The sequence below is a fragment of the Jujubicoccus corallicola genome (genome assembly GCF_047345645.1).
GTDB lineage: Bacteria > Pseudomonadota > Alphaproteobacteria > Rhodobacterales > Rhodobacteraceae > JBLEFH01.
The window spans coordinates 322,046-348,060 of the sequence record NZ_JBLEFH010000002.1 but is presented as its reverse complement, the minus strand read 5'-3'; the positions used below and the strand labels follow the sequence as shown (position 1 = coordinate 348,060).

General features: G+C 61.9%; 25 protein-coding genes. 11 read left to right on the top strand and 14 right to left on the bottom strand.

Annotation, left to right across the window (positions count from 1 at the left end; genetic code table 11):
* Window positions 1-74: 74 nt before the first annotated feature.
* Genes ACMA5I_RS04460 through nagA form a run of 4 tightly spaced genes read left to right on the top strand, consistent with a single transcriptional unit; the run spans window position 75 to window position 3,872 of the window.
* Window positions 75-962 carry a glucosamine kinase nucleotide-binding domain-containing protein gene (locus ACMA5I_RS04460; protein WP_525885033.1) on the top strand — a complete coding sequence of 296 codons (888 nt, stop codon included), beginning with the start codon at window positions 75-77 and terminating at the stop codon, window positions 960-962.
* The gene (locus tag ACMA5I_RS04455) at window positions 949-1,698 is read left to right on the top strand and encodes a GntR family transcriptional regulator (RefSeq protein ID WP_525885032.1); all 750 of its coding nucleotides are present in this window, start codon (window positions 949-951) and stop codon (window positions 1,696-1,698) included. The genes ACMA5I_RS04460 and ACMA5I_RS04455 overlap by 14 nt, the downstream gene beginning before the upstream one ends.
* 15 nt (window positions 1,699-1,713) lie before the next feature.
* Window positions 1,714-2,736 (top strand): SIS domain-containing protein, encoded by a 1,023-nt coding sequence (locus ACMA5I_RS04450; RefSeq protein WP_525885031.1) that lies wholly within the window; start codon window positions 1,714-1,716, stop codon window positions 2,734-2,736.
* Window positions 2,733-3,872, top strand: coding sequence for an N-acetylglucosamine-6-phosphate deacetylase (nagA, locus tag ACMA5I_RS04445; RefSeq protein WP_525885030.1), 1,140 nt, complete (start codon window positions 2,733-2,735; stop codon window positions 3,870-3,872). The genes ACMA5I_RS04450 and nagA overlap by 4 nt, the downstream gene beginning before the upstream one ends.
* A 49-nt stretch (window positions 3,873-3,921) precedes the next feature.
* On the opposite strand, the gene ACMA5I_RS04440 is transcribed toward nagA, so the two are convergent.
* A complete protein-coding gene (locus ACMA5I_RS04440; protein WP_525885029.1) occupies window positions 3,922-4,866 on the bottom strand; it encodes a 3-hydroxyacyl-CoA dehydrogenase family protein in 945 nt (314 codons plus the stop codon).
* 10 nt (window positions 4,867-4,876) lie between these two features.
* A complete protein-coding gene (locus tag ACMA5I_RS04435; protein WP_525885028.1) occupies window positions 4,877-5,536 on the bottom strand; it encodes a serine hydrolase in 660 nt (219 codons plus the stop codon).
* Between the two features lie 105 nt (window positions 5,537-5,641).
* Here ACMA5I_RS04435 and cysP point away from each other — a divergent pair, with 105 nt between their 5' ends.
* The 4 genes from cysP (at window position 5,642) to ACMA5I_RS04415 (ending at window position 9,107) form a co-directional block, all read left to right on the top strand.
* Window positions 5,642-6,664 carry a thiosulfate ABC transporter substrate-binding protein CysP gene (gene cysP / locus ACMA5I_RS04430; protein ID WP_525885027.1) on the top strand — a complete coding sequence of 341 codons (1,023 nt, stop codon included), beginning with the start codon at window positions 5,642-5,644 and terminating at the stop codon, window positions 6,662-6,664.
* A gap of 70 nt (window positions 6,665-6,734) precedes the next feature.
* Window positions 6,735-7,580 (top strand): sulfate ABC transporter permease subunit CysT, encoded by an 846-nt coding sequence (cysT, locus tag ACMA5I_RS04425; RefSeq protein ID WP_525885026.1) that lies wholly within the window; start codon window positions 6,735-6,737, stop codon window positions 7,578-7,580.
* Between the two features lies 1 nt (window position 7,581).
* Window positions 7,582-8,385: a sulfate ABC transporter permease subunit CysW gene (gene cysW, locus ACMA5I_RS04420; RefSeq protein ID WP_525885025.1), complete on the top strand. Its 804-nt coding sequence runs from the start codon at window positions 7,582-7,584 to the stop codon at window positions 8,383-8,385.
* Complete coding sequence (locus ACMA5I_RS04415) at window positions 8,382-9,107, top strand: ABC transporter ATP-binding protein (RefSeq protein WP_525885024.1); 726 nt, start codon at window positions 8,382-8,384, stop codon at window positions 9,105-9,107. Before cysW ends, ACMA5I_RS04415 begins: the two co-directional genes overlap by 4 nt.
* A gap of 46 nt (window positions 9,108-9,153) precedes the next feature.
* Here the strand turns inward: ACMA5I_RS04415 and ACMA5I_RS04410 are convergent, their stop codons facing one another.
* Window positions 9,154-9,927 carry a hypothetical protein gene (locus tag ACMA5I_RS04410; protein ID WP_525885023.1) on the bottom strand — a complete coding sequence of 258 codons (774 nt, stop codon included), beginning with the start codon at window positions 9,925-9,927 and terminating at the stop codon, window positions 9,154-9,156.
* Window positions 9,928-10,153: 226 nt separating this feature from the next.
* Here ACMA5I_RS04410 and ACMA5I_RS04405 point away from each other — a divergent pair, with 226 nt between their 5' ends.
* Both ACMA5I_RS04405 and ACMA5I_RS04400 read left to right on the top strand, forming a co-directional pair.
* Entirely contained in the window at window positions 10,154-11,554 is a 1,401-nt protein-coding gene (locus tag ACMA5I_RS04405) for an SMI1/KNR4 family protein (RefSeq protein ID WP_525885022.1), read from the top strand.
* A gap of 66 nt (window positions 11,555-11,620) precedes the next feature.
* Window positions 11,621-12,409, top strand: coding sequence for a hypothetical protein (locus ACMA5I_RS04400; RefSeq protein WP_525885021.1), 789 nt, complete (start codon window positions 11,621-11,623; stop codon window positions 12,407-12,409).
* 1 nt (window position 12,410) lies between these two features.
* Here the strand turns inward: ACMA5I_RS04400 and ACMA5I_RS04395 are convergent, their stop codons facing one another.
* The 10 genes from ACMA5I_RS04395 to ACMA5I_RS04350 all read right to left on the bottom strand — a co-directional run bounded on the left by ACMA5I_RS04395 (window position 12,411) and on the right by ACMA5I_RS04350 (window position 23,967).
* Window positions 12,411-15,788 carry a DNA polymerase III subunit alpha gene (locus ACMA5I_RS04395; RefSeq protein WP_525885020.1) on the bottom strand — a complete coding sequence of 1,126 codons (3,378 nt, stop codon included), beginning with the start codon at window positions 15,786-15,788 and terminating at the stop codon, window positions 12,411-12,413.
* A gap of 340 nt (window positions 15,789-16,128) precedes the next feature.
* Complete coding sequence (locus ACMA5I_RS04390) at window positions 16,129-17,667, bottom strand: aldehyde dehydrogenase family protein (protein WP_525885019.1); 1,539 nt, start codon at window positions 17,665-17,667, stop codon at window positions 16,129-16,131.
* A 1-nt stretch (window position 17,668) separates the two neighbouring features.
* Window positions 17,669-18,571, bottom strand: a complete 903-nt coding sequence (locus ACMA5I_RS04385; protein WP_525885018.1) for an NAD(P)-dependent oxidoreductase — start codon at window positions 18,569-18,571, stop codon at window positions 17,669-17,671.
* A 109-nt stretch (window positions 18,572-18,680) separates the two neighbouring features.
* Complete coding sequence (locus ACMA5I_RS04380; protein ID WP_525885017.1) at window positions 18,681-19,595, bottom strand: LysR family transcriptional regulator; 915 nt, start codon at window positions 19,593-19,595, stop codon at window positions 18,681-18,683.
* Window positions 19,596-19,676: 81 nt separating this feature from the next.
* A complete protein-coding gene (locus ACMA5I_RS04375; RefSeq protein ID WP_525885016.1) occupies window positions 19,677-19,898 on the bottom strand; it encodes a hypothetical protein in 222 nt (73 codons plus the stop codon).
* Between the two features lie 24 nt (window positions 19,899-19,922).
* The gene (locus ACMA5I_RS04370; RefSeq protein ID WP_525885015.1) at window positions 19,923-20,558 is read right to left on the bottom strand and encodes a VOC family protein; all 636 of its coding nucleotides are present in this window, start codon (window positions 20,556-20,558) and stop codon (window positions 19,923-19,925) included.
* The gene (locus ACMA5I_RS04365) at window positions 20,555-21,337 is read right to left on the bottom strand and encodes a serine O-acetyltransferase (protein WP_525885014.1); all 783 of its coding nucleotides are present in this window, start codon (window positions 21,335-21,337) and stop codon (window positions 20,555-20,557) included. Before ACMA5I_RS04365 ends, ACMA5I_RS04370 begins: the two co-directional genes overlap by 4 nt.
* An 8-nt stretch (window positions 21,338-21,345) precedes the next feature.
* Window positions 21,346-21,822: a hypothetical protein gene (locus tag ACMA5I_RS04360; RefSeq protein WP_525885013.1), complete on the bottom strand. Its 477-nt coding sequence runs from the start codon at window positions 21,820-21,822 to the stop codon at window positions 21,346-21,348.
* Window positions 21,819-22,649, bottom strand: coding sequence for a DUF3100 domain-containing protein (locus tag ACMA5I_RS04355; protein ID WP_525885012.1), 831 nt, complete (start codon window positions 22,647-22,649; stop codon window positions 21,819-21,821). The genes ACMA5I_RS04360 and ACMA5I_RS04355 overlap by 4 nt, the downstream gene beginning before the upstream one ends.
* Before the next feature lie 181 nt (window positions 22,650-22,830).
* On the bottom strand, window positions 22,831-23,967 hold the full coding sequence (locus ACMA5I_RS04350; RefSeq protein ID WP_525885011.1) for an amidohydrolase: 1,137 nt from the start codon (window positions 23,965-23,967) through the stop codon (window positions 22,831-22,833).
* A 220-nt stretch (window positions 23,968-24,187) separates the two neighbouring features.
* Between ACMA5I_RS04350 and ACMA5I_RS04345 the strand changes: the two genes are divergently transcribed.
* Complete coding sequence (locus ACMA5I_RS04345; RefSeq protein ID WP_525885010.1) at window positions 24,188-24,586, top strand: hypothetical protein; 399 nt, start codon at window positions 24,188-24,190, stop codon at window positions 24,584-24,586.
* 130 nt (window positions 24,587-24,716) lie between these two features.
* Here ACMA5I_RS04345 and ACMA5I_RS04340 read toward each other — a convergent pair whose 3' ends face one another.
* Window positions 24,717-26,015, bottom strand: a complete 1,299-nt coding sequence (locus ACMA5I_RS04340; RefSeq protein WP_525885009.1) for a TRAP transporter large permease — start codon at window positions 26,013-26,015, stop codon at window positions 24,717-24,719.

The window sequence follows — 26,015 nt, the reverse complement described above, 5'->3', positions numbered from 1 at the left end:
ACCCTTGAAATATCTTATATTTGGTATCTTTTAGGTATTTCTTTCTCCCTATGGGTATGCTAATGGTTATATCCATGGAACATTCTCAAGACATCTCAGTTCTTGCCATCGATGGCGGCGGCACACGCTGCCGCATCGCAATCTCCAAGGGCGATAAAATCGTCCTGAGCGAGACCGGCTCCGCGAATATCTCCACCGATTTCGAGGGTGCTGTTCATGAAGTTTTACGGGGCCTTAACGGTCTCGCAACGCAACTGAATTGGCCGGTCGACACGCTCGCCGCGCTGCCGGCCTTTATCGGGCTGGCGGGCGTCAGCGAGCCGAAAATGGCGGACCGTTTGCGCGCCGCCCTGCCCTTCCACAAAATGCGAATCGCGGATGATCGGCCCGCGGCCCTGCGCGGCGCGCTCGGCGAGAAGGACGGGTTCATCGCCCATTGCGGCACCGGCTCTTTCTATGCGGCGCAGCAAAAAGGCGCGGCGCGGTTCGCCGGGGGCTGGGGTCCGGTGCTGGGGGATGAAGCCTCCGCCCACTGGATCGGTCGCGCGGCGCTCAAGGCGACCTTGCGGAGCGTGGACGGCCATATCGCCCCCTCCCCGCTGACCGAGCGTTTGCTGAAAGATTTCGGCGATGCGTCCGGCATCATCCGCTTCGCCCGCACCGCGCGGCCCGCGGATTTTGGCGAGCTGGCCCGCCGCGTGACCGATTGCGCCGCTCATGGCGACGCGCTCGCCCGCGACATCATGCATAAGGGCGCGCTGGAGATCATCGACAGCCTGCCGAAACTGGGCTGGACAGAGGGCGACGCGATTTGTCTCACCGGCGGGATCGGGCCGCATTTCGCGCCCTATCTCCCGGCAAAGATGAAAGAGAGCGTCGTCTATCCCGAGGGCGAGCCGTTGGTTGGCGCGATTGCCCTCGCGCGCGATTTTGCCAAGGAGCCTGCCTATGCACATCGTTGACTTCCTCCGCCCGGAACACTGGCTCACCGAGAGCGGCGGCCCGCGCTATGTGCAGCTTCGTCGGCGGTTGAAAGAGGCGATCGAGCGCGAAATTCTGACGGCGAACACGTCGCTCCCCCCGGAGCGCGAGCTGGCGGAGATCACCGATCTGTCGCGCGTCACCGTGCGCAAGGCCATTCAGGAACTGGTCCGCGAAGGGCTGATTGAGCAGCGGCAGGGCTCCGGCTCTTTCGTGCGCGAGCAGGTGACGCGGATCGAGCAAACGCTCTCGCAACTCACCTCTTTCACCGAGGACATGTCCAATCGCGGGATGGAAACCACCTCGCGCTGGCTGGAGCGCGGCATTTTCAAGCCGACCGCCGATGAGGCGCGGCTCCTCAATCTCGACGAGGGCGCGCAGGTCTCGCGCATCTATCGTTTGCGCGAAGCGGGCGGGCGGCCCATTGCGCTGGAGCGGGCGTCGCTGCCCCTCGACATTCTCCCGAACCCCACCGAAGTGACCACCTCGCTTTACGAAGTGCTGGCCCGCGCCGGCAACCGCCCCGTCCATGCGCTTCAGAAGATCTCGGCAATCAATCTGGAGGCGCGGGAGGCGGAACTTTTGGGCGTCGCCGAAGGCGCGGCGGGCCTCAATATCGAACGCACCTCATTTCTCGAAAGCGGGCGTATCGCCGAACTCACCCGCTCCCTTTATCGCGGCGACGCCTACGACTTCGTGGCCGAGCTGCGCCTTTAACGAAAGGCTATTTTCATGACCACCACCAAAATGCGTGAAGAAATCTTTGAAATCCCGAGCGCGGTTGAGCGCCTGCTGACGCAGGGCGAAACGGCGATAACCTCCAGCGCCGCACGGGCACGCGAGCTCGATCCGCGCTTTCTCATTTCCGTCGCGCGCGGCTCGTCGGACCACGCCTGCGCCTATCTCAAATATACCAGCGAGCTGATCCTGAAGCGCCCCATGGCCTCGGTCGGCCCGTCGGTGAACTCGGTTTACGGCGTGGATCTGGACGCGAAAGGCGCGCTCGGCATCTCCATCTCGCAATCAGGCCAGAGCCCGGACATCGTGAGCATGACCGAAAGTCTGCGCCGCCAGGGCGCGCTGACCGTCGCGATCACCAATAACGGCGAGTCCCGTCTCGCCGCCGCCGCCGACACGACCCTGCCGATCCATGCCGGGCCGGAACTCAGCGTCGCGGCGACCAAGACTTTCGTGACCTCGCTCGTCGCCGGGCTGTGGCTCCTCGCCGAAATCAAGCAGGATGCCGAGCTGATCGCAGCCATCAAGGCGCTGCCGGGCTATCTCGAAGAGGCCACAAAATGTGACTGGTCAGCAGCCGCCGAGGCCATGAACGGGCAGTCGCTCTTCACCCTCGGGCGCGGGCCGTCCTGGCCGATTTCCAGCGAAGCGGCGTTGAAATTCAAGGAAACCTGCCTCATTCACGCGGAAAGCTACTCCTCCGCCGAAGTGCTGCACGGCCCGGTTTCCATCGTCGATGAGGGCTTCCCGGTCATCGCCTTCGCCGCCGGAGATGTGGCCGAGGAAGGTATCGCCAAAACCGCCGACGCGCTGGCCTTCAAGGGCGCGAATGTATTCGCCCTGACCGACAAGGTCACCAGCGCCGCGACGCTGCCGCATGTCCGCACCGCCCATTGGCTGACCGACCCGATCGCCGCCATCGTGTCCTTCTACGGCATGGTCGAATCCGTCGCCGTGCGCCGCGGGATCGACCCGGACACGCCGCGCCATCTCAACAAGGTGACCGAAACCGTATGAGCCGGGACAGTGTGACGTTTCACAACGGGCGGATTTTCGACGGAAACCGCCTGCGGGACGGGGTTGCGCTCCGCTTCGAGCATGGCCGCGCCACGGCGCTCCGCCCTGCGGAGAAGCTCGACGGTGATGGTGAGATCATTGATCTTGCGGGGGGTATTCTGACGCCCGGCTATTTTGACCTGCAGGTCAATGGCGGCGACGGCGTGATGTTCAACGATGATCCGAGCGTGGATGTGCTGCGCCGGATCGCGGCCGCGCATCGCCGCCTTGGCGTGAAGGCGCTGCTCCCGACGCTGATCACCGACACTGCGGAGAAAACCCGCGCCGCCATTGCCGCCGCAACCGATGCGGTGGCCGAGGGGGTGTGCGGCATCGCCGGTCTGCATCTCGAAGGCCCGCATCTCTCTATCGCCCGCAAAGGGGCGCATGATCCGGCGCTGATCCGGCCCATGGAGGCGGCGGATCTGGACGCCATTTTGACCGCAGCGCAAGCGCTTCCGGCGCTGAAAGTCACCATCGCGCCCGAGAATGTCACCGAGGATCAGGTGCGCGCCATGGCCAGCGCGGGCGTGATCGTCTCGCTCGGCCACAGCGACGCGGATTACGCCACCTGTCGCCGCTATTTCGCCGCCGGTGCGCGCTGCGTGACCCATCTTTTCAACGCCATGAGCCAGCTTGGCAACCGTGAGCCGGGGCTGGTCGGCGCGGCCCTCGCCGATGGCGCGGCCTCGGCGGGACTGATCGCCGACACGGTCCATGTCCACCCGGAATCCATCCGCACCGCATGGGCCGCGAAGCGCGGGCCGGGACGGATTTTCCTCGTCAGCGACGCGATGGCCGTGGCCGGGACGGACGAGACCAGTTTCACCCTCACTGACCGCAGGATCAGCCGCAAAAACGGCGTCCTAACCTTGCCGAATGGCACACTCGCCGGGGCGGATCTCGACCTGACCACCGCCATCCGCGTGATGGTGGAGACCGTCGGCATCCCCTTGGACGACGCGCTGCGCGCCGCGACCAGCACGCCCGCCGCGCTGATTGGCCGCCCGCTCGTCGGGCCAGACGCGCAGCAATGGCAATTGTCGAAAATGATCCGCATCGCGCCGGATCTCTCGGACGTTAAGGCGCTGCGTTAAGTCGGGAGAGCGAAACGAAACTGCGGACCAGAGCGCCTGCGGTCTCTTTCTATGCATGTGATCCGCCGTTCCGCGCCGCCATAGCGGCTTTCACATATTGCAGCACCAGCGCGTCGCGTTTCGCGGCGAGATCTTCCTGTGAAATCCCGTCCGTCGCCTCGCTAACCCCGCGCTCCAGCGCGTCCACAGTGGCGGGATCGAGATCGGGTTTGCCGAGGTCATTCCACCAGCTTTGAAACGGCGCGCCAAGATGGTCGCAAAAGCCGCGAATCCCGCCCGCGCCGCCGCCCAAGTGAAAGAGCGTGTTCGGCCCCATCGCGGCCCAGCGCAGACCCGGCCCATAGGTGACCGCCTTGTCCACATCTTCGAGACTGGCGACGCCCTCCATCACCAGATGCACGGTTTCGCGCCAAATCGCGGCTTGCAGGCGGTTGGCGATATGGCCGGGAATTTCGCGATGGAGGCGCACGCAGACCTTGCCAAGGGACTCGTAGAACGCTTGCGCACGGTCCAGAACCCCGTCGAGGGTGCGCTCATTGCCCATGATTTCCACCAGCGGGATCAGATGCGGCGGGTTGAACGGATGCGCCAGAATAAGGCGACCCGGCTCGGCAAAGCCGCGCTGCATATCCGAAAGGGTCAGGCCCGAGGTGGAGCTGCCGATGATCGCGTCTTCCGCCAGATGCGGCTCGATCTGGGCGTAAAGCGCGTGTTTGATCTCCAGCCGCTCCGGGACGCTTTCCTGAATGAACTCTGCGCCTTGGACTGCCTTCACCGGATCGTCGGTGAAGGTGAGCCTGTCGCTCTTGCCCGCCTCAGCCCACCCCAATTCCCGCAAGGTCGGCGCGACCGTTTCGACCAGCGCCCGCACGCGATCGGGCGCGCCCGCATCGGGATCGTAAACGCACACATCGCGCCCCGAAGCGGCGAACAGTGCGGCCCAACTTGCGCCGATGGTCCCGGCCCCAAGCACGGCAATCTGGTTAAAACTCATGATCTTCCCCCTATCTCAACCCGGCATAAATCGCGTTGCGCAGACCCACGCGATGCGCGGCGCGATGCTCTGGCGCGTGGGTCAGAAAGACGACGCTGAGCGCGTTCGCCGGATCGACCCAGAAATTCGCGCCGGAGACCCCCGGCCACAACATTTCACCAACACCGCCAGGAATATGAAGCGTTTTTTCGGTACGCACGGCAAGGCCAAGGCCGAAGCTTAGCCCGTTTTCAGGCCATGGCGCCGTGATGCCCAAGGCCGAGGTATAGTCGCCATAGTCGACATCGGACGGCAGGTGGTCGCGGGTCATCAGGGCGAAGCTCTCGGGTTGCAGGATCTGCGTGCCCTCAAACCGCCCAGATTGCGCCAGCATCGTGGTGAACCGGACATAGTCATCGGCTGTCGAAAACAGCCCCGCCCCGCCGGAGTGCCATTTGCCGGGCCGAAGCTGGTGTGGCCTATCCCGAGCGGCTCGATCACGCACGCATCTGTCAGAGCGCCTACGCTTGGAAGCCCGGAATGGAATCCCTGCTCCAGCGAATTCTCGCGCTTGTTCAAAAAGGAATATGGTAAAGCGCCGAGCAAGGTGTGAGCCGCGCCCGCACCGAGGGTCCGGCTCCAGAATGGACGCCGCGCCGCGTGGAAAGCAAAATTCTGGCCCACGGGCCACCGGATAACCCGAATTTTCTCCCTATCATCCGCAAAGATATTGCAATTTGGCGAACAAATGGACCATTTGCAGCGTAAGACCCATCGGAACAAAGGGGACCAGATCATGGCTCTATTCCAATTCTCCCGCCGCCTGAACCGCAGCCTTGGCGTTGCCGCCATCGCGCTTGCCGGTCTGTCGGCGCCCGCGAACGCCCAAGAGCGCGACATGCTCAATGTGTCCTATGACATTGCCCGCGAGCTTTACGCCGCGCTGAACCCGGTTTTCATCGAAAACTGGGAGGGCGAGTCCGGCGAAACGCTCACCATCGAGCAGAGCCATGCTGGCTCCTCAAAACAGGCCCGCGCGATCCTGCAGGGGCTGAAGGCGGATCTCGTGACCTTCAATCAGGTGCTCGACGTGCAGATCCTCGCGGAAAACGGCTTTGTCGATGAGGACTGGCAGCAGGATCTGCCGAACAACGCCTCGCCCTATTACTCGCTTCCGGCCTTCCTTGTGCGCGGTGGCAACCCGAAAGGCATCGAGGATTGGGACGATCTGGCGCGGGAAGACGTGTCCATCGTGTTCCCCAACCCCAAAACCAGCGGCAATGCGCGCTACACCTATCTCGCGGCCTATGCCTATGCGCTCGATGCGTTTGAGGGTGACGACGCGCAGGCACGCGAATTCGTCGGCAAGGTGCTGAACAATGTCGCCGTGTTCGACACCGGCGGGCGCGGCGCGACCACAAGCTTTGTCGAGCGCGGCATCGGCGATGTGCTGATCACCTTCGAAGCCGAAGTGGAAAACATCCGCGCCGCCGAGCCGGAAGGCGAGTACGAGCGCGTGGTCCCGGAAGTCTCGCTGCTGGCGGAATTCCCGGTCGCTATGGTCCGCAAGGTCGCCGAAGAGCGCGGCACGACGGATGTGGCGGAAGCTTATCTTAACTTCCTCTACAGCACAGAAGCGCAGGAAATCATTGCGTCTTTCAACAACCGCGTCCATGACGAAACGGTGGTGGAAGCCACCGCCGATCAATTCCCCGAAGTGGAGCTGCTGACCGTCGAGGATGTGTTCGGAAGCTGGCAGGAAGCGCAGGAAACGCATTTCAGCGATGGCGGCACGCTTGACCAGATCCAGCGAAACTGATCTTTCGCAAAGCTGAACCCCGCCCCTCGCGCGTCCTCGCGCCGGGGGCATCTTTGATGGACCGATCCGCATGACCGCCGCCCTGACGCGCCGCAGCCCTCGCATCCTGCCGGGATTTTCCCTGTCTCTGGGGATCACGGTGCTGTTTCTGTGCCTGATCGTGCTGCTGCCGCTGAGTGGGCTTCTCTGGCAACTCGCACAGCTTGGGCCGGGCGATTATCTGCGGATCATGTCATCGGACCGGGTGCTGGCCGCGCTGCGGATCACCATCACCGCAGCCCTCGCGGCGACGCTCCTCAACGGCGTCTTCGGCCTCATCCTCGCCTGGGTGCTGACCCGTTACCGCTTCCCCGGACGCGGCATCATGGATGCACTGGTCGATCTGCCCTTCGCGCTTCCGACCGCCGTTGCCGGGATCGCCCTCGTGGCGCTTTACGACCGCTCGGGCTGGGTTGGACAACTCTTGGACCCACTCGGCATCCAGATCGCCTATACATGGTGGGGCATCGTGATCGCGATGGCCTTCACCTCGATCCCCTTCGCCGTGCGCGCCATCCAGCCCGCCATCGAAGAATTGGACCCCGCCGAAGAGGCCGCCGCGCTCACCTTGGGCGCAACCGGCCCGCAAATGTTCTTCCGCGTGCTGCTGCGCCCGCTTCTGCCCTCGATCCTCACCGGTATCGGCCTCTCCTTCGTCCGTTCGCTCGGCGAGTTTGGCGCGGTCATCTTCATCGCGGGCAACCTGCCCTATGAAACCGAGATCGCCTCGCTGCTCATCCTGATCCGCCTCGACGAGTTCGACTATCCCGCTGCCGCCGCCGTCGCGGGCACGTTGCTCGCCCTTTCGCTGGTGCTGCTCGTCGCGATCAACGTGATGCAGAACCGCCTGCAATCCTATCTGCGGGTGGGGGCGTAATATGGCCAAACCCATCCTCATCACGCTGGCGATCCTCTTTCTCGCGGTCATGGTCCTCATGCCCGTGATCGCCATTTTCGACCGCGCCTTTGCCGAGGGCGTCGGCGCCTATCTCACCGCCATCACCGATCCCGAAACACTCGCCGCGATCCGCCTCACGGTGATCGCCGCGCTGATCGTCGTGCCGGTCAACATCATCTTCGGCGTCGCCGCCGCATGGCTGATCGCGCGCTACCGCTTCTGGGGCCGCCGTGTGCTGCTCATCCTGATCGAGCTGCCCTTCGCCATGTCCCCCATCGTGGCGGGCCTCGCCTTCCTGCTGATTTATGGCGCGTACGGCCCCGTCGGCGCGGCGCTGGAACCCTTCGGCATTCAGCTCATGTTCAACCTCATCGGCATCGTTTTGGTCTCGCTCTTCGTCACCTGCCCCTTCGTGATGCGGGAGATCCTGCCGGTCCTCCAAGTCACCGGCGAGGAAGAGGAAAAAGCCGCCCTCACCCTCGGCGCCAATGGCTGGCAGGTGTTCCGCCATGTCGTCATGCCAAATATCTCATGGGGCCTCGCCTACGGCACCGTCCTCACCATGGCCCGCGCCATGGGTGAGTTCGGCGCGGTCAGCGTGGTCTCCGGCGCGATCCGGGGCCGCACCATGACCCTGCCGCTCCAGATCGAGCTGATGTACAACGATTACAACGCCACCGGCGCATTCGCCGCCGCCACGGTCCTCGCCGCGCTCGCCTTCGTGACCCTGGTTCTGCGCAGCGTGCTGACCCGTTTCGGCCCAAGGAAAGAGGCCCATTCATGACCTTTCAGGCGATCGACATTCACAAATCCTTCGAGAACACCGATGTCCTCAAAGGGGTCTCGCTGACCGTCGAGGCAGGCGAATTCGTCGCCCTGCTCGGCCCGTCCGGCTCCGGCAAAACGACGCTGCTCAACATCATCGCGGGCCTCGCCCATGCCGATCAGGGGCAGCTCCTGCTCGACGGTCAGGACATCACCCGCCTACCCGCCGGCAAGCGCCAATTCGGTATGGTGTTCCAAAGCTATGCTCTCTTCCGCCACATGACCGTGGCCCAGAATATCGCCTTCGGCCTCAAGGTGATGGACGGCAAACGCCGCCCGAAAGGCGCGGAAATCGACCGCCGTGTCACGGCGCTGCTGGAGATGGTCGAACTCCCGGATCTCGCCGACCGCTATCCTGCGCAACTCTCCGGCGGCCAGCGCCAGCGCGTCGCCATGGCCCGCGCCCTCGCCATCGACCCGCAGCTTTTGTTGATGGACGAACCGTTCTCCGCGCTCGACGCCCAAGTCCGCCACTCCCTCCGCGACGAAGTCCGCGCCCTGCAACGCAAGGCCGGCGTCGGCGCCATCATGGTCACCCACGACCGCAGCGAAGCCTGCGCCCTCGCCGACAAAATCGCCGTCATGGACCACGGCCGCATCGTGCAATTCGACACCCCGGACGTGCTACGCGATGCTCCTGCGAGCGATGCGGTGAGGGCGTTGTTTGCTTCGGCGGAGTGAGGTTCTGCACCAATCCGCTACGGAAACGTCGTTTAAAGTCGTCGTCTCAAATCGTCGGTAAATCGGGCCATGTCACAAGACAGGGCTGCTGCGCCGCAGTTTGTCTCGAGATCGAATGGCTATCGAAATAAAGCGCAAAGTCTGAGATGGATTTGGCAAGCCGCGGATATGTCTCCGCATTGCGAAAATACGCGTCGTCGAGCCAGTCGGGTGTGATGACATCCAGAAACCCCTGCGCCTCGCGGGCACGCAGCGTCGTTGCGATCGCCTTCGACGCGCTTTGATAGGGCGCAGCATCGTCGGACAGATCTGCCGCGACATAGACGCAAGCATCCGCAGAAAATGTCAAAACACTTGCGCAAACATCATCCGCCTGCGGTGTGTGCAACGTGCTCAGCGCCTCGACAAGCGCATAGGGATCGATCTGGCACAGCGTCGCGAGGGTCAAGATATCGTCGCCCGGCCCAAGATGATCGTCCTTTTGATAGTCAGGGGCAGGCCAAGAGAAAGACCCGCTTTCAAACCAATCCCAGAAAAGACGCTGACTGATCAGACGCAACGGCGCCTTCAGTTCCTCAGGCCAGAACCAGAAGCCGGACCGCACGAGACTCTCCAAGATCTCTTCGTATGAGAAGCCGCTAGAATCGCCGGGTGGTTTGCCCGTTAAAAAATCACGGACGCCATAGGGCATGAAAAGTTTCAGCGTCTCGACGCCGCCTGAGCAATTCGGATGCTCGGAGTAAATCTGCACATAATCTTCAGGCTTTGGCGCCTCCCCTTTTTGCGCAAGGCGCGCAGTGCGGCGGATGCGCTCCTGCACCTCCGGGGTATAGCATTGAGAACAGAGAACCGTCGGAGCGCTGTGATATCGGAATTGTTCCACCGCCTCCGCGAAGAGCGCATCGAGCGGCGGGAGGTCCGTTTGCAAGGGATACAGATAGTCCGGGCGCTGCGACATATGCGTTGATTATAATCTAAATTCTCACTCTATAAATAAGCGACGCCCCGGTTTATGAAAAGATTCGGGTTTCATTTTCAGGTGGGTCATGAATTCGAAAATATTGCGCTCGATCATGGGTGTTTGCGTCATCCTCCTTCCGATACTTTTCGGCTGGTTTTTCCGCAATCCATGGGTGATCCCGATCTTGGGCGCGGCCTATGTGCCGCTCTATATCCTGGGCAAAATGGGGGCTTGGACCTTCCTCACCGGTCCAGATGCCGTTTCCCGACTGATCAAAGCCGTGCCGGGCACATTTGTCATTCAGTGTCTTCTGGCCGGGTTCTTCTATCTCATCGGCGCTGGCTTGGGCAGCATATTCGGGACGCGCGAAATGGCACCGTCGCTCGAAACGCAGGATGTTTTGACCATCGCAGGCTTCGCGCTCATCATGATCCCCCTGAGTTTCTGGATTGCCTACAACGAGCAAGGATTTTTCTCGTCCGTCATTGGTGGATCTGACGTTTCTTCCAAAGACGATGCAAAGGTCGATTTCGATGTCTTGCCGCAGGCGATCACGACAGAGAATTTTTTCTCCGGCTGGCACTATAGCCGGATGAATTACACCCAAACTGCGTTGAAGGATATTGTCGATCATAAGGGCGAAAAGCCGAAACGCGCGCCCAAAAGAGCGAGTGAGGCGATGATTGCGGCGGCGGAAGATCGTCTCGGGGTGCGTTTCCCGGAAACTTTACGCGCACTTTACAAAATGCAGGACGGGGGTTCGCTCCCCACCTATTTCGTTCCAAAATATGAAGATGCCCCCCACACAAATGAAAACTGGGTCACTGCATTTGCACATGACTATGACGAACTCGTGCCGCTGGCGTACCTGAGGACCTTGCACACAAGTTATATGGAGTATTTTAACCCGGAATATGACGATCCGAGCTTGAAAGACGACTGGCTGCCTGACTCGGAAAAGCTCGTCGTCATTGCGGCGGGCACGGGCTATGGAACGGCGTTGGATTATCGGGGTGGGAGCGAACCCGGTGTGGTTCTTTTCGATCACAATGGAGACGATCTCGAGCTCCTGCACTTTGACAGTTTTGATGTCTTCATGGCCGCGTTGCGTGAAGTTGATTTCGACTATGGCTACGATGATGCCGAAGAGCAGGAAGTGGCTTTCGGCACGCCGCCAAATCCGTTGGATGCGGATCGTTTCTGGGAAAATGGGAATACAGGTCCGGGCGTGTCCGATAAGGACTGGGCAAAGGCGGGTGAAAAACTCGGCGTGACCCTGCCGGACTCGCTTCTGCCTTTCTACAAGGCTGCAAATGGCGGCACTTCAATTTACAGTGTGGCGGTGTCCGAGGATGGCGGCGCGCCTCTGCGAGTCTTCCCCAAGGGACCTTATGTGTCATGCGGTCAACTGCTGAAACTCGACCACATCATCTCCCTTGCGACGCTATCGGATCGCCTCGATTTCGTCGACAATCGCACCCCTTGACGTGATCTTTACGAAGAACCGGAGAAGCTGATCGTCCTTTCAGCGGCTTTCGATAGCGCGCTTCTGGTGGATTATCGCGGCGGCGATGCGCCGTCTGTTTTGGCGATTGAGGATCTCGACATTCCGGAAGAAATAATCTCCTTTCCAGCTGTTGAAAATTTCCTCAAACGCCTGCGCCGCTTTGGCATTCCGAAATTCGAAGAGCGCGACGATATTGGCGACGCGCGCCTCAGTTCGAGAGAGTCGGATGTCACGACTTTCTGGTTCGATGATCCGGAGCGGGACGGCGTGTCAGAAGACGCGGTCGAGGCCTTTGTCGAGACGTGGGGATTCACCACATTCGGCCTCCCTGCCGCGCTGCAGAACCTCTACAAGCATCAAAATGGAGGCCGGGTGCGCTATCGCTTTGCCGCACCCTTCGAGGTCAAAGCAAGCGGGCATCCGCTCCCCCATCTTTCCGCCCCGGAGTGGATTGATGTGTTTCCCTCTGGTCTGCTTCCGCTGGAAGAGTGGCGCAATTTTGAGGAGTGGCGCAGCGAGCAGGACCTTGCGACGGATCAATCGCTTTATGACTTCACGGGGCGCGTCGAAGCTCCCATTCTCGACAATGATGAGGGCGACGTGCAGGTCGCGCTTTTTGTGATTGGCGATCATGATGCGGAGGGCGAGCGCGTGATCACGCTTCTGGATATGTCGAGCGACTTCTTCAATCGCAACGAAGATATCCTGACGCTTCGCTATGATGAAGAGAGCGACCGGTTCGAAATTATGTTCGGCCCCGTGAGATGCGCCAGCCTTTACCAAGGCCCGGGCCGGCAAGTCGTCAAGGCGCTGAAGAGCGAGATTGAAGGCTAATCTAGTGGAAATCCCGGCTTGGGAAGAGCCGTTTCGCCTGATCCCTCGGATGCATTGCACGCGGTGCGGGGAGCGGGCGCGGTGCGTTGTCGGTTTTCGCGTCCCTCTGGCCGATCGCGTCTTCCATCGGGTGACCGAAGGCGCTGAGGCGGTCTGAGACATCCTCGATTCGCTCGGCGATCAGATGCACGACAATGCCTTCGCGTTGCAGCTTGCCGGTGACGCGCAAAAGCCGCCCGCCCATCACGGCGCGGCGGAATTTTTTGAAGGTTTTATTCCAGACGACCACATTGCTCACCCCCGTTTCATCCTCAAGCGTCAGGAAAATCACGCCAGATGCGGTGCCGGGGCGCTGGCGGGTGATGACGAGGCCGCAGACGGTGGTGCGGCGAAGCGGCGCATCTTTGAGCGCGTCGTGGCGGGTCAGGCCCGGCATGGAGGGGCGCAGGAGTTCCATCGGGTGGGCGCGGAGCGTGAGGCGGGTGGAGACGTAATCCTCAACCACCTCTTCGCCCAGATGCATGGCGGGGAGCGTGACCTCGGGCTCGCGGATCGCCTCTCCGTCGATGGGGTCGTTAAAGAGCGGCAGCGGTTTGGTGCCGCGAATGGCGCGAACCTGCCAGAGCGCGTCGCGGCGGGTGAGGCCCATGGAGGAAAACGCATCGGCTTCGGCGAGGCGTTCCAGAACACCCGGCACGATGCCCGCGCGGAGCCAGATGGATTCGGGGTCGGGATAGCCATTGCCGCGGGCGGCGGCGATCCAGTTGGCATCGTCTTCCTTGAACCCCTTGATCTGCCGGAACCCAAGCCGCAGGGCGAGTGTGCCGTCGGCGCGGCGCTCCAGCGTGTTGTCCCATGCGCTGTGATTGACGCAGATCGGGCGCACCTCGACCTGATGCTCGCGGGCGTCGCGGACGATCTGGGCGGGGGCGTAGAAGCCCATGGGTTGCGAGTTTAAGAGCGCGCAGGCGAAGACCGCCGGATGGTGGCGTTTCAGCCAAGCCGAGACATAGACCAAGAGCGCAAAGGCCGCCGCGTGGCTTTCGGGAAAGCCGTAATCGGCAAAGCCCTCGATTTGCGAGAAACAGCGCTCGGCGATCTCGGGGCTATAGCCGCGCGCCAGCATCCCGTTGATAAATTTGTCCTTATGCTCGGCAATCGTGCCCATGCGGCGGAAGGAGGCCAGCGCGCGGCGCAGTTGGTCAGCCTCCTCGGCGGTAAAGCCCGCCCCGACCACGGCGATTTGCAGGGCTTGTTCCTGAAAAAGCGGCACGCCGAGGGTGCGGCGGGTAACGGCTTCGAGTTCGGGGCCGAAGGGTTCTGGTTCCTCCAACCCCTGACGGCGGCGAATGTAGGGCTGGACCATCCCTCCTTGAATCGGACCGGGGCGAACGATGGCCACCTCGATCACGAGGTCATAAAACTCCTTCGGCTTCATACGTGGCAGGAAGTTCATCTGCGCCCGGCTCTCGACCTGAAAGACGCCAACCGCATCGGCGACTTGCAGCATCTGATAGGTGGCAGGGTCTTCTTTAGGAACGGTCGCGAGGGTGAAGCCTTGACGCTCATGCTCTTCCAGCAGACCAAACGCCTTGCGAATGCAGGTCAACATCCCAAGGCCCAGCACATCGACCTTCAGGATCCCAAGCGCGTCGATATCGTCCTTGTCCCATTCGATAACGGTGCGGTCCTCCATCGCCGCGTTCTCGATGGGACAGAGTTCATCAAGGCGTCCTTTTGTGATCACAAAGCCCCCGACATGCTGCGAGAGATGGCGCGGGAAGCCGATGAGTTGGCCGATCAGATGCAGGGTTTGCGACAGGCGTCGATCCTCGGGGTTCAGCCCCAGCTCGCGGACCCGGTCCATGTCCGGGCCGCTGCTCGAATAACCCCAGATGGAGCCGGAGAGACCCGCCGTGACGTCTTGCGATAGCCCCATGACCTTGCCAACCTCACGGATCGCCGCGCGGGAGCGGAAATGGATCACCGTGGCGCAAAGCCCGGCCCGCTCGCGGCCGTATTTTTGGTAAATCCACTGGATCACCTCTTCGCGGCGCTCATGCTCAAAATCGACGTCAATATCGGGCGGCTCGCCGCGATGGCGCGAGACGAAACGCTCGAAGACCATGCCGATCTGGTCGGGGGAGACATCCGTGATGCCCAGCAAATAGCAGAGGATCGAATTCGCCGCCGACCCGCGCCCTTGGCAAAGAATGCCTTGGCTGCGGGCATATTGGACAATGTCATACACGGTGAGAAAATACGCCGGATAATCAAGCTCTTCGATCACCGCAAGTTCCTTGGCCATGAGCTGTCGGGGCCGCTCCGGTGCGCCGCCGGGATAACGCCGCGCCATGCCTTCCTGCGCCAGCCGCGTGAGCCGCGCCATGGGGGTTTCGCCCCCCTCAGCGATCTCGTCGGGATATTGGTAGCTAAGTTCGCTCAGCGAGAAAGAACAGCGCGCCGCGATCTCCAGCGTGCGCCGCAGCGCCGCCGGATAACGGTAAAAAACCCGCTCCATATCGGCGCGCCCCTTGAGCCGCCGCTCGGCATTCAGGAGCGCGCGCCGACCGATATTGTCGATCGTGCAGCCCTCCCGCATACAGGTCAGCACATCGGCCAGCGGGCGGCGCGCGGCCCGGTGCATCAGCACATCGCCCACCGCGACCATGGGCGCGCTGCACCGCTGCGCAAGCTCAGCGCAAACGTCGAGATGGCCCTGATCCGAGCCGTCATAGCGCGGCGCCGCACCGAGGAAGGTCGAGCCGGGAAACCTCCGTTGGATTGCCTGAATATCCTGGAGAGATTCGGGGATATCCGCCCCCGGCAAGGCGATCAGGATCATGCCCTTGCCATGCTCCACCAGATCCTTGAGGTCGAGATGACATTCGGCCTTCTCCGCCCGCCGTTTCCCCAAAGTCAGCAGCCGCGTCAGGCGTTTATAGGCAGTGATATCCGTCGGCAGCGCCAACCATTCGACCGCGCTGTCACGCAATGCCAACCGGCAACCGGTGATGAGTTTCGGCAGATGCGGCACCTCCGGCATCGCAATATCCTGCGGCGTGCCAATCGCCTGCCGCGAACAGCTATCGACCCGATGCTGCGAACGGATTTGCACCGACTCCTCTGCCTTTTCCGCCAAAATTTTCAGCGCCGAATAGGCCCGCACCACCCCCGCCAGCGAATTGCGGTCGGTGATGGCAATGGCCGACAGGCCGAGTTCGGCGGCGCGGGTCATGAGTTCCTCGGGATGCGAGGCGCCAGTCAGAAAGGTAAAATTCGTGGTGACACACAGCTCGGCATAGCCGCTTGCCTCAGCCTCAAGCGCCTTACTGCGCAGCGCTTCAACCGGGCGGTGTTCGGGGTTGATTTCAATCATGGAAACATCCCTCGGAGCAAGAGAGACAGGGGTGAGTCATCACCACACCAGCGGCGCTTATAGCCGATTGACCATAAGGGTCACAGGCGCGCGCAGAGCCGCATGAACAAAACATGAACAATTCCATCTGCGGACAATAGGCCGTCGCAGAAATTGATTCAAATTATACCGCCCTATGGGCGCATATTTTTTCAACGGTTGCGTTAAATTCCGGACGTCACCAGCCTGATCGCGATCAGCGATGCAGGCCAGATCATCTGCCAAGCCTGTCCGGCACCGTGATTTTGCGCAACTTGGTCAGCATGTTACGCGATTAAACGTGGTTCCGAGCCATCCGCCTCTATTCCGGATGGTAGCTGAAGCTCATGGTGGGCGTGGCCGAGGTTTCGACCCACACGCTTTTGGTAACCGAATAAGCCGCGAGCGCCTCGCGGCCAGAGGATCGCCCATAACCGCTTTTCTTGAACCCGCCAAAGGGCGACATGACGTTGATGGACTTGTAGGAATTGATCCAGAACGTCCCCGCCTGCACTTGCGCCGCGACCCGGTGCGCGCGCCCGACATCCTGCGTCCAGACAGCCCCCGCCAAACCATAAGGCGTATCATTGGCGAGCGCGACCGCTTCCTCCTCGCTGTCGAACGGCGTCACCCCAGCCACCGGGCCGAACACCTCTTCGCTGGCGATTTCCATGTCCCGCCGGACATTGTCGATCACGGTCGGGGCATAGAAATATCCGTTGCTGTCGGCGAAAGCCTCTGGCTTGCCGCCACCTGTCACAATGCGCCCCCCTTCGCGGGAGGCCGCCGTGACCATGCTCTGAATTTTTTCATATTGGCGCAGGTTGTTGATCGGTCCCATCAGCGCATCGCGGTCCATTGGCATCCCCACCGGAATGGTCGCCGTCGCTTTGCCGTAAAGATCGACGAATTTTTCATGGATCTTTCGGTGCACCAGAATGCGCGACCCGGCGACACAGCTTTGGCCCGCCGCGCCGAAAATGGCGGCTTGCGCGCCGGGAATGGCGCGGTCGATATCGGCATCGTCGAAAATGATATTGGCCGATTTTCCGCCCAATTCCAGAATACAGGGCACCACATTGCGCGCAGCGACCTCGGCGATCCGCGCGCCTGCGGCTGCAGAGCCGACGAAGACGACGAGCCGGGTTTGAGGGTGGGTAATCGCCGCTTGGCCAGCCGTCGGGCCCGCCCCTGCGATCACATTGACCAGACCCTTCGGCGCACCCGCTTGCTCGCATAGCACGCCGATCACGAGCGACGAGTGCGGGGTGAGCTCCGAAGGCTTCAACAGCACGGCATTCCCGGCGCAAATCGCGGGCGCAACCTGCCAACCGCAAGTGTTGAGAGGCGCATTCCACGGCGTGATCTGCACGACCGTGCCATAGGGCTCATGCCGTGTGTAGTTAAGATGCGTCGTCGGCACGGGAATGACCTCGCCATGCATTTTGTCGCACCAGCCTGCGTAATATTCGAATTGCTCGGCCACGCGGATCGCTTCGCCGGAAACATCGCGGATCATGCGGCCCGCCGACAACGCCTCAAGCTCGGCCAGCGCGTCCGCCTGTTCGCGGATCTTCTGGCCGATACGAAACATGATCCGCCCCCGCTCCGACGCGGTTTTCGCCCACCATTCCGCCTGCGCCTTGGCCGCAGCGTCATGGGCGGCGTTGATCACGTCCTCTCCCGCGTCAGCATAGGCGGCGGTTTTCTCCCCCGTTGCCGGATCGAATAGCTGCACCGCGTCGCCCGTTCCGGCCATGGCCGCGCCGCCCACAAGGCTCGCAACATCGGAAAAGCCGCAGAGCTCCTGCATCAGTTGCGCGATGCGGTCGGCGGTGGAGATATCACTCGTCGCGGTCATCTTATTTTGCCTCGCTGTCTGTTTGAACACCCAGCTTAGGGTTGCCGAGTTGGGTAAAATCGGCGTCGTCGGGAAACCCGGAGCGCTCTTCCGACCACAGGTTTTGCGCCAGCCGCGCCATCGGCAAATCGGTCTGAACCGCCTTCGCCAGGTCCAGCGCGAGACGCACATCCTTACGCATCAGCCCGCTGGAAAACCCGCTGGAGAATGTCTCCGAGAGAACCCATTCAGGAAAATGCACCTCGGACAGCATCGAGCGCCCCGATGCGGCATTGATCACGCGCAGCGCCTCCTCGGCAGAGACGCCGGCCGCTTCGGCGAGCCGCAGGCCCTCGGCGGTGGTCAGCATATGGCAGGCGACGAGCATGTTGTTGACCAATTTCGCCACATTGCCCGCACCGCTCGCGCCGACATGGAGGATCTTGGTGCCCATGGCCGTGAGTTGCGGCTGCGCCTCCGAAAAAGCCGCGTCATCGCCGCCGACCATGAAGGACAATTGACCCGCAGCGGCCCCCGTCGGCCCGCCGCTCACCGGCGCGTCGAGAAACCCGTGGCCTTTATCGCGCAACGCCTCGGCCAGCGCGCGGCTGATACCGGGTTCCGACGTCGACGTGTCGATGATCACGCGGCGCGGACAATTCATATGGAGCAGGTCCGAGGCTTCGATCACGCTCTGCACATGTTTGGCGGCGGGCAGGGAAAAGACGACGATCTCGGCCTCGCTAAAAACCTGCTTCGGATCGGCGGCGAGAGCCGCGCCCGCCTCCGCTGCCATTTGCCCGCGGCTCTCATCGAGATCAAACGCCACCACCGGGAAGCCTTCGCGCACCAATGTGCCCGCCATCCCGAGCCCCATGGACCCGAGGCCAATCACACCGGTTTTGCGCTTCTGTTGCGTGCTCATGTGATCGCCTCGCTCCCGCTTCTACATGTGTTTGAGCAACTATCCTGCGTGGCTGCCGTTCTTGGAAGAGGCAGCTTTGCGCACGCATCGTTGCCAATGGGGCAACACGTCAGCCCTGAAAGGCCACCATATTGCGCGCCAAGATCGTGGCCACCGCATCAACCGAACTTGGCAAGCGCCGACGCGCGCGGACGATCGCGTGGGCGGAGGCGCTGTGGAACAGAGGTTCGCGGATCGGGATGATCGCCAGCTCTCCGCGCTCGGCCTGAATGGTCGCGGCGAAGCGCGGCAGGAAGGTAATGCCAAGGCCCGCCGTCACGAAGCGGATGAGCATCAGGACCGAGTCCGTCTCCGCAACGGGATGAAGCGATTGCCCCTGATCGGCGGCGGCGCGCGCGACGAGTTGCCGGATACCATGCGCCGCGTTGAGGATCATCATCGGCTGATCCAGAAGCTCCAAAAGCGTGACGTCACTGCGCCCGATCAAGGGCGAGGTCACCGGCACGATGGCGCATAGGGGCTGCTGACCAATCGCGAGCGCGCGTGTGCCCGGAACGAGGATCGGGTTGTAGGCGAGGGAAATATCGACCTGACCATCCGCGACCATGCGCAGGAGCGCATCCGTCCCGGCCATGCGGATATCGTAAGATAGGCCGGGATAATCCGCCATCAGGTGCCGCAGACCATTCTGCATGAGATCCGCCGCGAAGCCTTCCCCCACACCGAGGCGGACAACGCGCCGCGTCTCGTTCCGATATTGCCCCAGAAGATCAAGCACATAGTCCTGCTCTTCACGCAGATGGTTGGCGTGATCGAGCACCAATCGCCCCGCATCGGTGAGCTGCATCCCGGTGCTGCTGCGCTCAAATAGCTGCACGCCAAGCCGGGCCTCCGCATCCGCCAGCTTGCGGCTGATCGCCGAGGGCACGATATTGAGCTTCTCGGCGGCCCGGCGAATGGAGCCCTCCTGCGCAACCGTCAGAAACTCTCGCAAAAAGCGGTGGTCGAGCGCATCAGCGTTCATGAGGACAGGTGGCCGGGTGACTGGATCTGCATGGCAAAACGGTGGCACCGAACGCTTGGGCCGTCAATCCGCACAGTCATGTCAGACGGCGGACGGGGTGAATTTAAGGCAAACGCCGCCCAGCTTTTCCGCCTCGGGCAAAATCACGGCATCGTCTTTTCGCAGCGTTTTCAAACCCAATTCCGTCGCGCGCGCTTCTATAAATGCGGGCTGATCCGTGGCGAGATCAATCGCGGCGATATGCGGCGAGGCGTCAGTGCGATGGAGCGCTCCATAATGGCGTTCGAACGTCGCGTGATCCATGATGGACCACGCCCCCTTCGCGGTCTAAATGGCGGTCACGTCACCGCCGCGCTTCGGCGCGACGTCATGGACCTTCGCCAGCCAAGCCGCGATTTCAGGGATCTCATGCGCATCCGCAAGGATGGTCATCCCCGAAATTGCGTTGACGCCATTAGGATGCGCCATCCACTCCGGGTATTCGATCAAATCGCGCCGAAACTGTTGGCAGGCGAAGAGCGACAGGCGCGGGAAATCGGGGTTGTAGAGGATTTTCAGACGGGTTTTGGTGCGGTCCGCCGTGCCATCCTCCCGCGTCAAATCGCGGCCGAAATCAATGGTCCCGGTCACAGTCAGGCCGCGCGCCTCAAGCGCTGCCGCATCGGCCTCAGCATCCCGCGAATTCAGCGCCGTCAGCGCAACGCCCTCCCCCTGCGCAAGATGCTCCGCAACATGCTCGCCGAAGCGAAATCCGCCGGTCTCATAGCTGCCCAGAAGCGACGCATAGGCGATGCTGACGATCTCGAAAAGCTGGTCGCGAAAGATGAAAACCGCCGTGCTGGTGCCCCACGGGTGCTGGCTCAGCCCACGGCTGGCGAAGCCGAGATCCATGTAAAACTTGCGAGCGCGCTCAATATCGCGCACCGCGACGAGGGCATGATCGAGACCGAGGCTGTCAATCATGGCAACTCTCCTATCGGGATGCCCATTTCCGCGGCGGAGCGCGCGCGGCCTTCGTGGATCAGCGATTTCGGGCTGACGGCAACGGCGCCGGGCGGCACATCGTCGACCACGGTCGCGCCCGCCGCGACGACCGCATGTTCGCCAATCTCGACGGGTCCGATGATCTGCGCACCCGCGCCAATGACGCAGCCGCGCCGCAACCGGGGATGGCGGGAGGCACCGCGATCCACCAAGTTTGTGCCAAGCGTCACGCCGTGCCAAAGGCTCACATCGTCTTCAATGATGGCGGTTTGCCCGATCACGACACCCAGCCCATGATCCACCCACACACGCCTGCCGATTGTCGCTTGCGGCATGATGTCGGCCCCGAAGGCGCGAAGGAAATGGGTTTTGAGCACGAGAGCGGTGACCGTCTCGCCCTGCCGGTGAAGCGCGTTGGTGAGGCGATAACCCAGAAGGCAGTGCAGGCCGTTGGCGGTGAAAAGAGTCGCCGCGGGTCCAGCGGGATCGTCGTCGCGCAGGGAGGTGACGATCACATCTTCCCGCAAAATGTGAAAAAGCGCGCCATCGGGGCGGAAATGGGTCTTTGCGGCGGCACGAATACCATCGCGTGTTTGCGGGTCGTCCGACGCGCGCGCCAAGACCTCGGCGATGAGGTCCCCGTCCGTCGCCATTGCCGCCGGGTCAAAGCCCAGCATCTCGCCAAGCCCCGGTTCTTTCGCAAAAAGCGCCTCCCCTGCGTCACAGAGAAGGCGCTGATTGTCGTCTTTCGGGTTCATCATCGCGATCAGAGGAACAGATCCGCGACGAAGGCCGAGCCGATATAGGTGCCGCTCATCACGAACACCGCGACGATAAAGAGTTTCCAGCCGGAGGATTTGGCGATCTCGATCTCACGCCGCGCAATCGCAATACCGGCATAGGCAAGGCAAGGCGTGGCCAGCGTCAGAAAATTCACATGGCTGACCTTGTCGAGGATCCACGCGCTGCCGGGCGTCCACGGCATGGTTGCAATGATCCCGATCAGCGAAATCCATGCGACAGATGGCAGGCGGAACGGCGCGGCTTGCGTGAGGATCAGCCCCAGCATCGAAATAAGCCAGAGGATGATCATCCCGACAAAGCCTTGCATGAAGGTGTTGTCGGTCGCGACCGTGTTGCCGACGAGCCCGATCAGGCAAATAACGACAAGCGCGACGCCATGTTCAGCGATGGTCAATTGCGGATCAGCCTCGTGATCGACGGGGATGTCTTGCTGGCTCATGATTGGTCTCCGCTCTCAAGGGCGTCGGGCGTCTTGCGGCCCAGCAGGTCATAGAGTTTTTCGGTGATTGGCAGGGCGACGAAAATGCACAAATAGAGGCCGGTGGCGTAGGTCAGCACATTGCTGGCCCCGGCGAGGGCGAGGATTTGCGCTTCCTGCTCCGGCACCGCATGGGCCAACGCCCCGGAACAGGCCGCCATCATGGAGCCGGACCCAATCCCGCAGGCCATGGCGAGCGCTTCGATGCTGAAGAGACCCGAGGTTGAGAGCAGCGAGGCGAGAATGGCGAAAATGAAAGTCCCGAACAGGGTGCCGATCACATAAACGCCCATCACGCCCGCGCCTTCGGGCGATTTCAAACCGTATTTATCCGCAATAATGGCGATATTCGGCTCCCGCGCGACGGAGAAACACGCGCCGATGGCTTCGCGGCCCATGCCCAGAACGAGGACGGCAATGGGGAAGGCCACGACGATGGTGCCAAGATTGCCAAGCTCTTGCAGGATAAGCGCGGGACCGGCGGCGATGATCTGCTCCATGGACGGGCCGATGATCGTGCCGAACTTCGCGATGAAGGGCATGATGGCAACAACGATGAGCGGTGATGCGGCGCGCACTTCGCGCTGGCTGAGCCATCCGCTGGCTTTGCGCACCACATTCGGGTTGATCACAAGGCCCATGACAAACGCATAAAGGAGCGGCAGGAGCAGGATGCTTCCGATCCCGATCGGCACCGCGATCACGCCGATCAGCTCGGCAATGATGGTGATGATCAGCACGCTCAAATGTAGCCGCCAATCTCTGAGAATATCTGTGATGCTTGCCATTCGGCTCCCCCCTTTGCTGCGGCTTCGTGACGTGAACAGAATGCCCACCGAGCTACGGATGAGGCATCAAGAGCCGCGTTCTCTCAGCCTAGGCATGGGCTTGCAGGGCTGAGAAGTCATCTTTCAGGCGACAGCGCGTTGCTATGACGGCAACACGCATCCGCCGGTGATGCCGTTATGGCTAGGCCAATGCGGCCCGCACGAGGCGGACCCAGAACTCCGCCCCTTGCGGCAAAATCGCGTCGTTAAAGTCGAAATCAGGGGCATGGAGACCCGGATTTTTGCCCTCGCGCGCGGCGCCAAGCCAGATATAGGCACCCGGCTTTTCGTTGAGCATGAAGGCAAAGTCTTCGGAGGCCATGCTCGGCCCGGTGTCGGGGATTTCGAGGCCCATCTCAGCGCCAATGCGCCGCGCGAACTCCGCTTCCTCAGCGCTGTTGATCGTCGCGGGATAGCGGCGCTGATAGTCAAGCTGCGCGCGGCAACCATGCGCGGCGGCGATCCCTTGCGCGACTTCGGCGATCCGCGCCTCGATCAGATCCCCTGCCCCTTGGGAGAACCAACGCGCCGTCCCGCGGATCACAGCGCGATCCGGACAGACATTCCACGCCGAGCCGGTATGGATCTGCGTGACCGAAACCACGCCCGGATCGAGCGGGGACAAGGCCCGCGCCGGAATTTCCTGAAGCGCCCCGACAAGCCGTCCCGCGGAGGCCACCACACCGTCGCTCTGCTCCGGCATCGCCGCATGGCCGCCCTTGCCCTCAATCACGATTTCGAACACGGCGAAGGCCGCCATCATTTCGCCATCGCGCGCGGCAAGATGCCCCTCGGGAAGCCCCGGCCAGTTGTGGATTCCGTAAACCGCTTCGCAATCATGATCGCGGAAAAGCCCCTCCTCGACCATCACCCGCGCGCCGCCGTCATTCTCCTCCGCTGGCTGGAAAATCAACGTGGCCGCGCCGCCGTTCACACCCTCCGCCGCTAGTTGCCGCGCCGCCAGCAAAAGCATGGCGGTGTGGCCGTCATGGCCACAAGCGTGCATCTTGCCCGGATGAATCGAGGCATAGGGCAGCCCGGTCGCTTCTTCGATGGGAAGCGCGTCAATATCCGCGCGCAGAGCAAGCGGAGACGCGCCTTCTCCGAGCCTTGCAACGACGCCCGTCTTCGCCAACCCCTGATGCACAGTCCATCCCCAGTCCTCAAGGCGGCCCGCGATGAAGGCCGAGGTGCGCTCCTCCTCGAAACCAAGCGCCGGGTGGCGATGCAAATCATGCCGCCACTTCACCGCCTCCTCTATGTGATCCGCGTCGAACATATCCCGTCCTTCTCTTCGCCATGCCGCACCAAACGCACTGAAGCGCGGCTGTTGTCCCTTTGCCGCGATGCTATCGCGCTCCCGGCGTGGGTGTCATTCATAGAGTGATGATGTCTTCTGAAAAATCGCTGCATTCCGGATGACGCTTGACGATTGCCTTGCGGCGAGGCTCGATTTGCATGAGAGCGATTGCGGAAAGACGTTTGGGAAGGACGCCCCTATGGCCGACAGCGATGGCTTCATTTCAAGGGACATTTATTTTTCCGGGCCCAGAAGCGGCTTGTCCGACCTTAGCAAGGCTCTCGGCATACGCAATGCGCAGATGTTCTTCGAAGATGACGCCTTTGCCGATCAGATCTTTCCAAACCGAAAGAGTGGGATGATCTGCTATCGCGTGAAGGGGGGCTTCGCGTTTCTCGTCACAGTGTTTCTGTTCGAGACGACGCCCGAAGATCTGCATGAGGCTTTATTGAGAGCTTCTCAATCCCCCATCACCCTCGCAGTTCCTGACGAGGGTTCAGACAGCCCCTTGACTACCATTTTTTATCGCAAAGGGAACGCTTCTCAAGGCGTGATTGTCGAGGATGAAAATACCGGAGAGGTCGTCATCGGCAGCTAAAAGATAAGCCGGTGATCGCTCTCCGGTTTGCTCCTTTGCCGGGTTTCACACCGCGCACTGAGAAACCAGCCTCTCAATATAAAGTCAGAGCGCAGGTTTCTTGCGCTCTGACCAATCACGCCCCACTCCCTCAAAGACCAAAGTAGCGCGGGAGCCACATGGTCAGGATCGGGATGTAGGTCACGATCAGCAGGGTTGCGAAAAGGAGGAGGTAGAAGGGGCCGAGGCCCTTGATCGCGGTCTCCACTTTCACCCGCGCGACGCTGGCGCCGACGAAAAGGCCGGTGCCGACCGGCGGGGTGATCGTTCCAATCGAGAGGTTGAAGATCATCACCACACCGAAATGCACGGGGTCGTAGCCGACCTTTTGTGCAATCGGCAGCAGGATCGGGGTGAAGATCAGGATTGCCGGGCCCATATCCATGAAACAGCCCACGACCAGCAGCACGATGTTGATGATCAGCATCACGATGATCGGGTTTTCCGAGATCGCGAGGATCAGCGCCGTCACCGCCGCCGGGATGCCGGTGAAGGCCATGGCGAAGCTGAGGGCCGCGGAGGCCGCAAGCAGGAGCATGATCGTGCCGGTCATATGCACCGTTTCCATCAGGAAGAGCGGCAGATCGCGGACGGGCCGGGTCCGGTGAATGACGAAGGCGAGGAGCAGCGTATAGATCACGGCAATGCCGGACGCCTCCACCGCGGTGACGATCCCCAGCATGATGCCGCCGATGATGAAAACGATCAGCATCAGGCTTGGGACCGCGCGGCCGATCACCTGCATCGCCTCGGAAAAGCTGACACTGCCCGCGAGCGGCCAGCCGCGACGATGCGCAACGAAAGCGGTGATCACCATCATGCCGAGGCCCCACATGGCGCCGGCCACCGCGCCCGCCATGAAGAGCGCCGCGATGGACGCGCCGCCGGCGACGAGCGAGTAGATGATGAAGGCGGTCGAGGGCGGGATGAGCATCCCCGTCGGGGCCGAGGCGATGTTGACCGCCGCCGCGAAGCCCGGATCATAGCCCTCGCGCTTTTGCATCGGGACCATGACGCCGCCGATCGAGGTCGAGGCGGCGATGGCGGAGCCGGAGATCGAGCCGAAGAGCATATTGCCCGCGATATTGGTTTGCGCGAGCGAGCCGGGCACGCGCCCCGCGATCAGCTTGGCGAAATCGACGAGCCGCACCGCGATGCCGCCCGAATTCATGATCACCCCGGACAGAATGAAGAACGGCACCGCCAGAAGGGAGAAACTGTCGAGGCTCGCGAGCATCTTCTGCGCCGAGGTGAACAGCGCCATATCCATCGGCACCACGAGCAGCACGGCGGCAATCGCGGCGGCGGTGATGGACAGGGCAATGGGAATTCCGATCAGCGTCATCACGCCGAAAACGGAAATCATGATAAGGCTTGCGGGTCCGGCCAT

Excerpts from the sequence above, each read along its gene's own strand:
- ACMA5I_RS04460 (WP_525885033.1), top strand. The coding sequence starts at position 75 with ATGGAACATTCTCAAGACATCTCAGTTCTTGCCATCGATGGCGGCGGC.
- ACMA5I_RS04455 (WP_525885032.1), top strand. The coding sequence starts at position 949 with ATGCACATCGTTGACTTCCTCCGCCCGGAACACTGGCTCACCGAGAGC.
- ACMA5I_RS04450 (WP_525885031.1), top strand. The coding sequence starts at position 1,714 with ATGACCACCACCAAAATGCGTGAAGAAATCTTTGAAATCCCGAGCGCG.
- nagA (WP_525885030.1), top strand. The coding sequence starts at position 2,733 with ATGAGCCGGGACAGTGTGACGTTTCACAACGGGCGGATTTTCGACGGA.
- ACMA5I_RS04440 (WP_525885029.1), bottom strand. The coding sequence starts at position 4,866 with ATGAGTTTTAACCAGATTGCCGTGCTTGGGGCCGGGACCATCGGCGCA.
- cysP (WP_525885027.1), top strand. The coding sequence starts at position 5,642 with ATGGCTCTATTCCAATTCTCCCGCCGCCTGAACCGCAGCCTTGGCGTT.
- cysT (WP_525885026.1), top strand. The coding sequence starts at position 6,735 with ATGACCGCCGCCCTGACGCGCCGCAGCCCTCGCATCCTGCCGGGATTT.
- cysW (WP_525885025.1), top strand. The coding sequence starts at position 7,582 with ATGGCCAAACCCATCCTCATCACGCTGGCGATCCTCTTTCTCGCGGTC.
- ACMA5I_RS04415 (WP_525885024.1), top strand. The coding sequence starts at position 8,382 with ATGACCTTTCAGGCGATCGACATTCACAAATCCTTCGAGAACACCGAT.
- ACMA5I_RS04405 (WP_525885022.1), top strand. The coding sequence starts at position 10,154 with ATGAATTCGAAAATATTGCGCTCGATCATGGGTGTTTGCGTCATCCTC.
- ACMA5I_RS04395 (WP_525885020.1), bottom strand. The coding sequence starts at position 15,788 with ATGATTGAAATCAACCCCGAACACCGCCCGGTTGAAGCGCTGCGCAGT.
- ACMA5I_RS04390 (WP_525885019.1), bottom strand. The coding sequence starts at position 17,667 with ATGACCGCGACGAGTGATATCTCCACCGCCGACCGCATCGCGCAACTG.
- ACMA5I_RS04385 (WP_525885018.1), bottom strand. The coding sequence starts at position 18,571 with ATGAGCACGCAACAGAAGCGCAAAACCGGTGTGATTGGCCTCGGGTCC.
- ACMA5I_RS04380 (WP_525885017.1), bottom strand. The coding sequence starts at position 19,595 with ATGAACGCTGATGCGCTCGACCACCGCTTTTTGCGAGAGTTTCTGACG.
- ACMA5I_RS04375 (WP_525885016.1), bottom strand. The coding sequence starts at position 19,898 with ATGGATCACGCGACGTTCGAACGCCATTATGGAGCGCTCCATCGCACT.
- ACMA5I_RS04370 (WP_525885015.1), bottom strand. The coding sequence starts at position 20,558 with ATGATTGACAGCCTCGGTCTCGATCATGCCCTCGTCGCGGTGCGCGAT.
- ACMA5I_RS04365 (WP_525885014.1), bottom strand. The coding sequence starts at position 21,337 with ATGAACCCGAAAGACGACAATCAGCGCCTTCTCTGTGACGCAGGGGAG.
- ACMA5I_RS04360 (WP_525885013.1), bottom strand. The coding sequence starts at position 21,822 with ATGAGCCAGCAAGACATCCCCGTCGATCACGAGGCTGATCCGCAATTG.
- ACMA5I_RS04355 (WP_525885012.1), bottom strand. The coding sequence starts at position 22,649 with ATGGCAAGCATCACAGATATTCTCAGAGATTGGCGGCTACATTTGAGC.
- ACMA5I_RS04350 (WP_525885011.1), bottom strand. The coding sequence starts at position 23,967 with ATGTTCGACGCGGATCACATAGAGGAGGCGGTGAAGTGGCGGCATGAT.
- ACMA5I_RS04345 (WP_525885010.1), top strand. The coding sequence starts at position 24,188 with ATGGCCGACAGCGATGGCTTCATTTCAAGGGACATTTATTTTTCCGGG.
- ACMA5I_RS04340 (WP_525885009.1), bottom strand. The coding sequence starts at position 26,015 with ATGGCCGGACCCGCAAGCCTTATCATGATTTCCGTTTTCGGCGTGATG.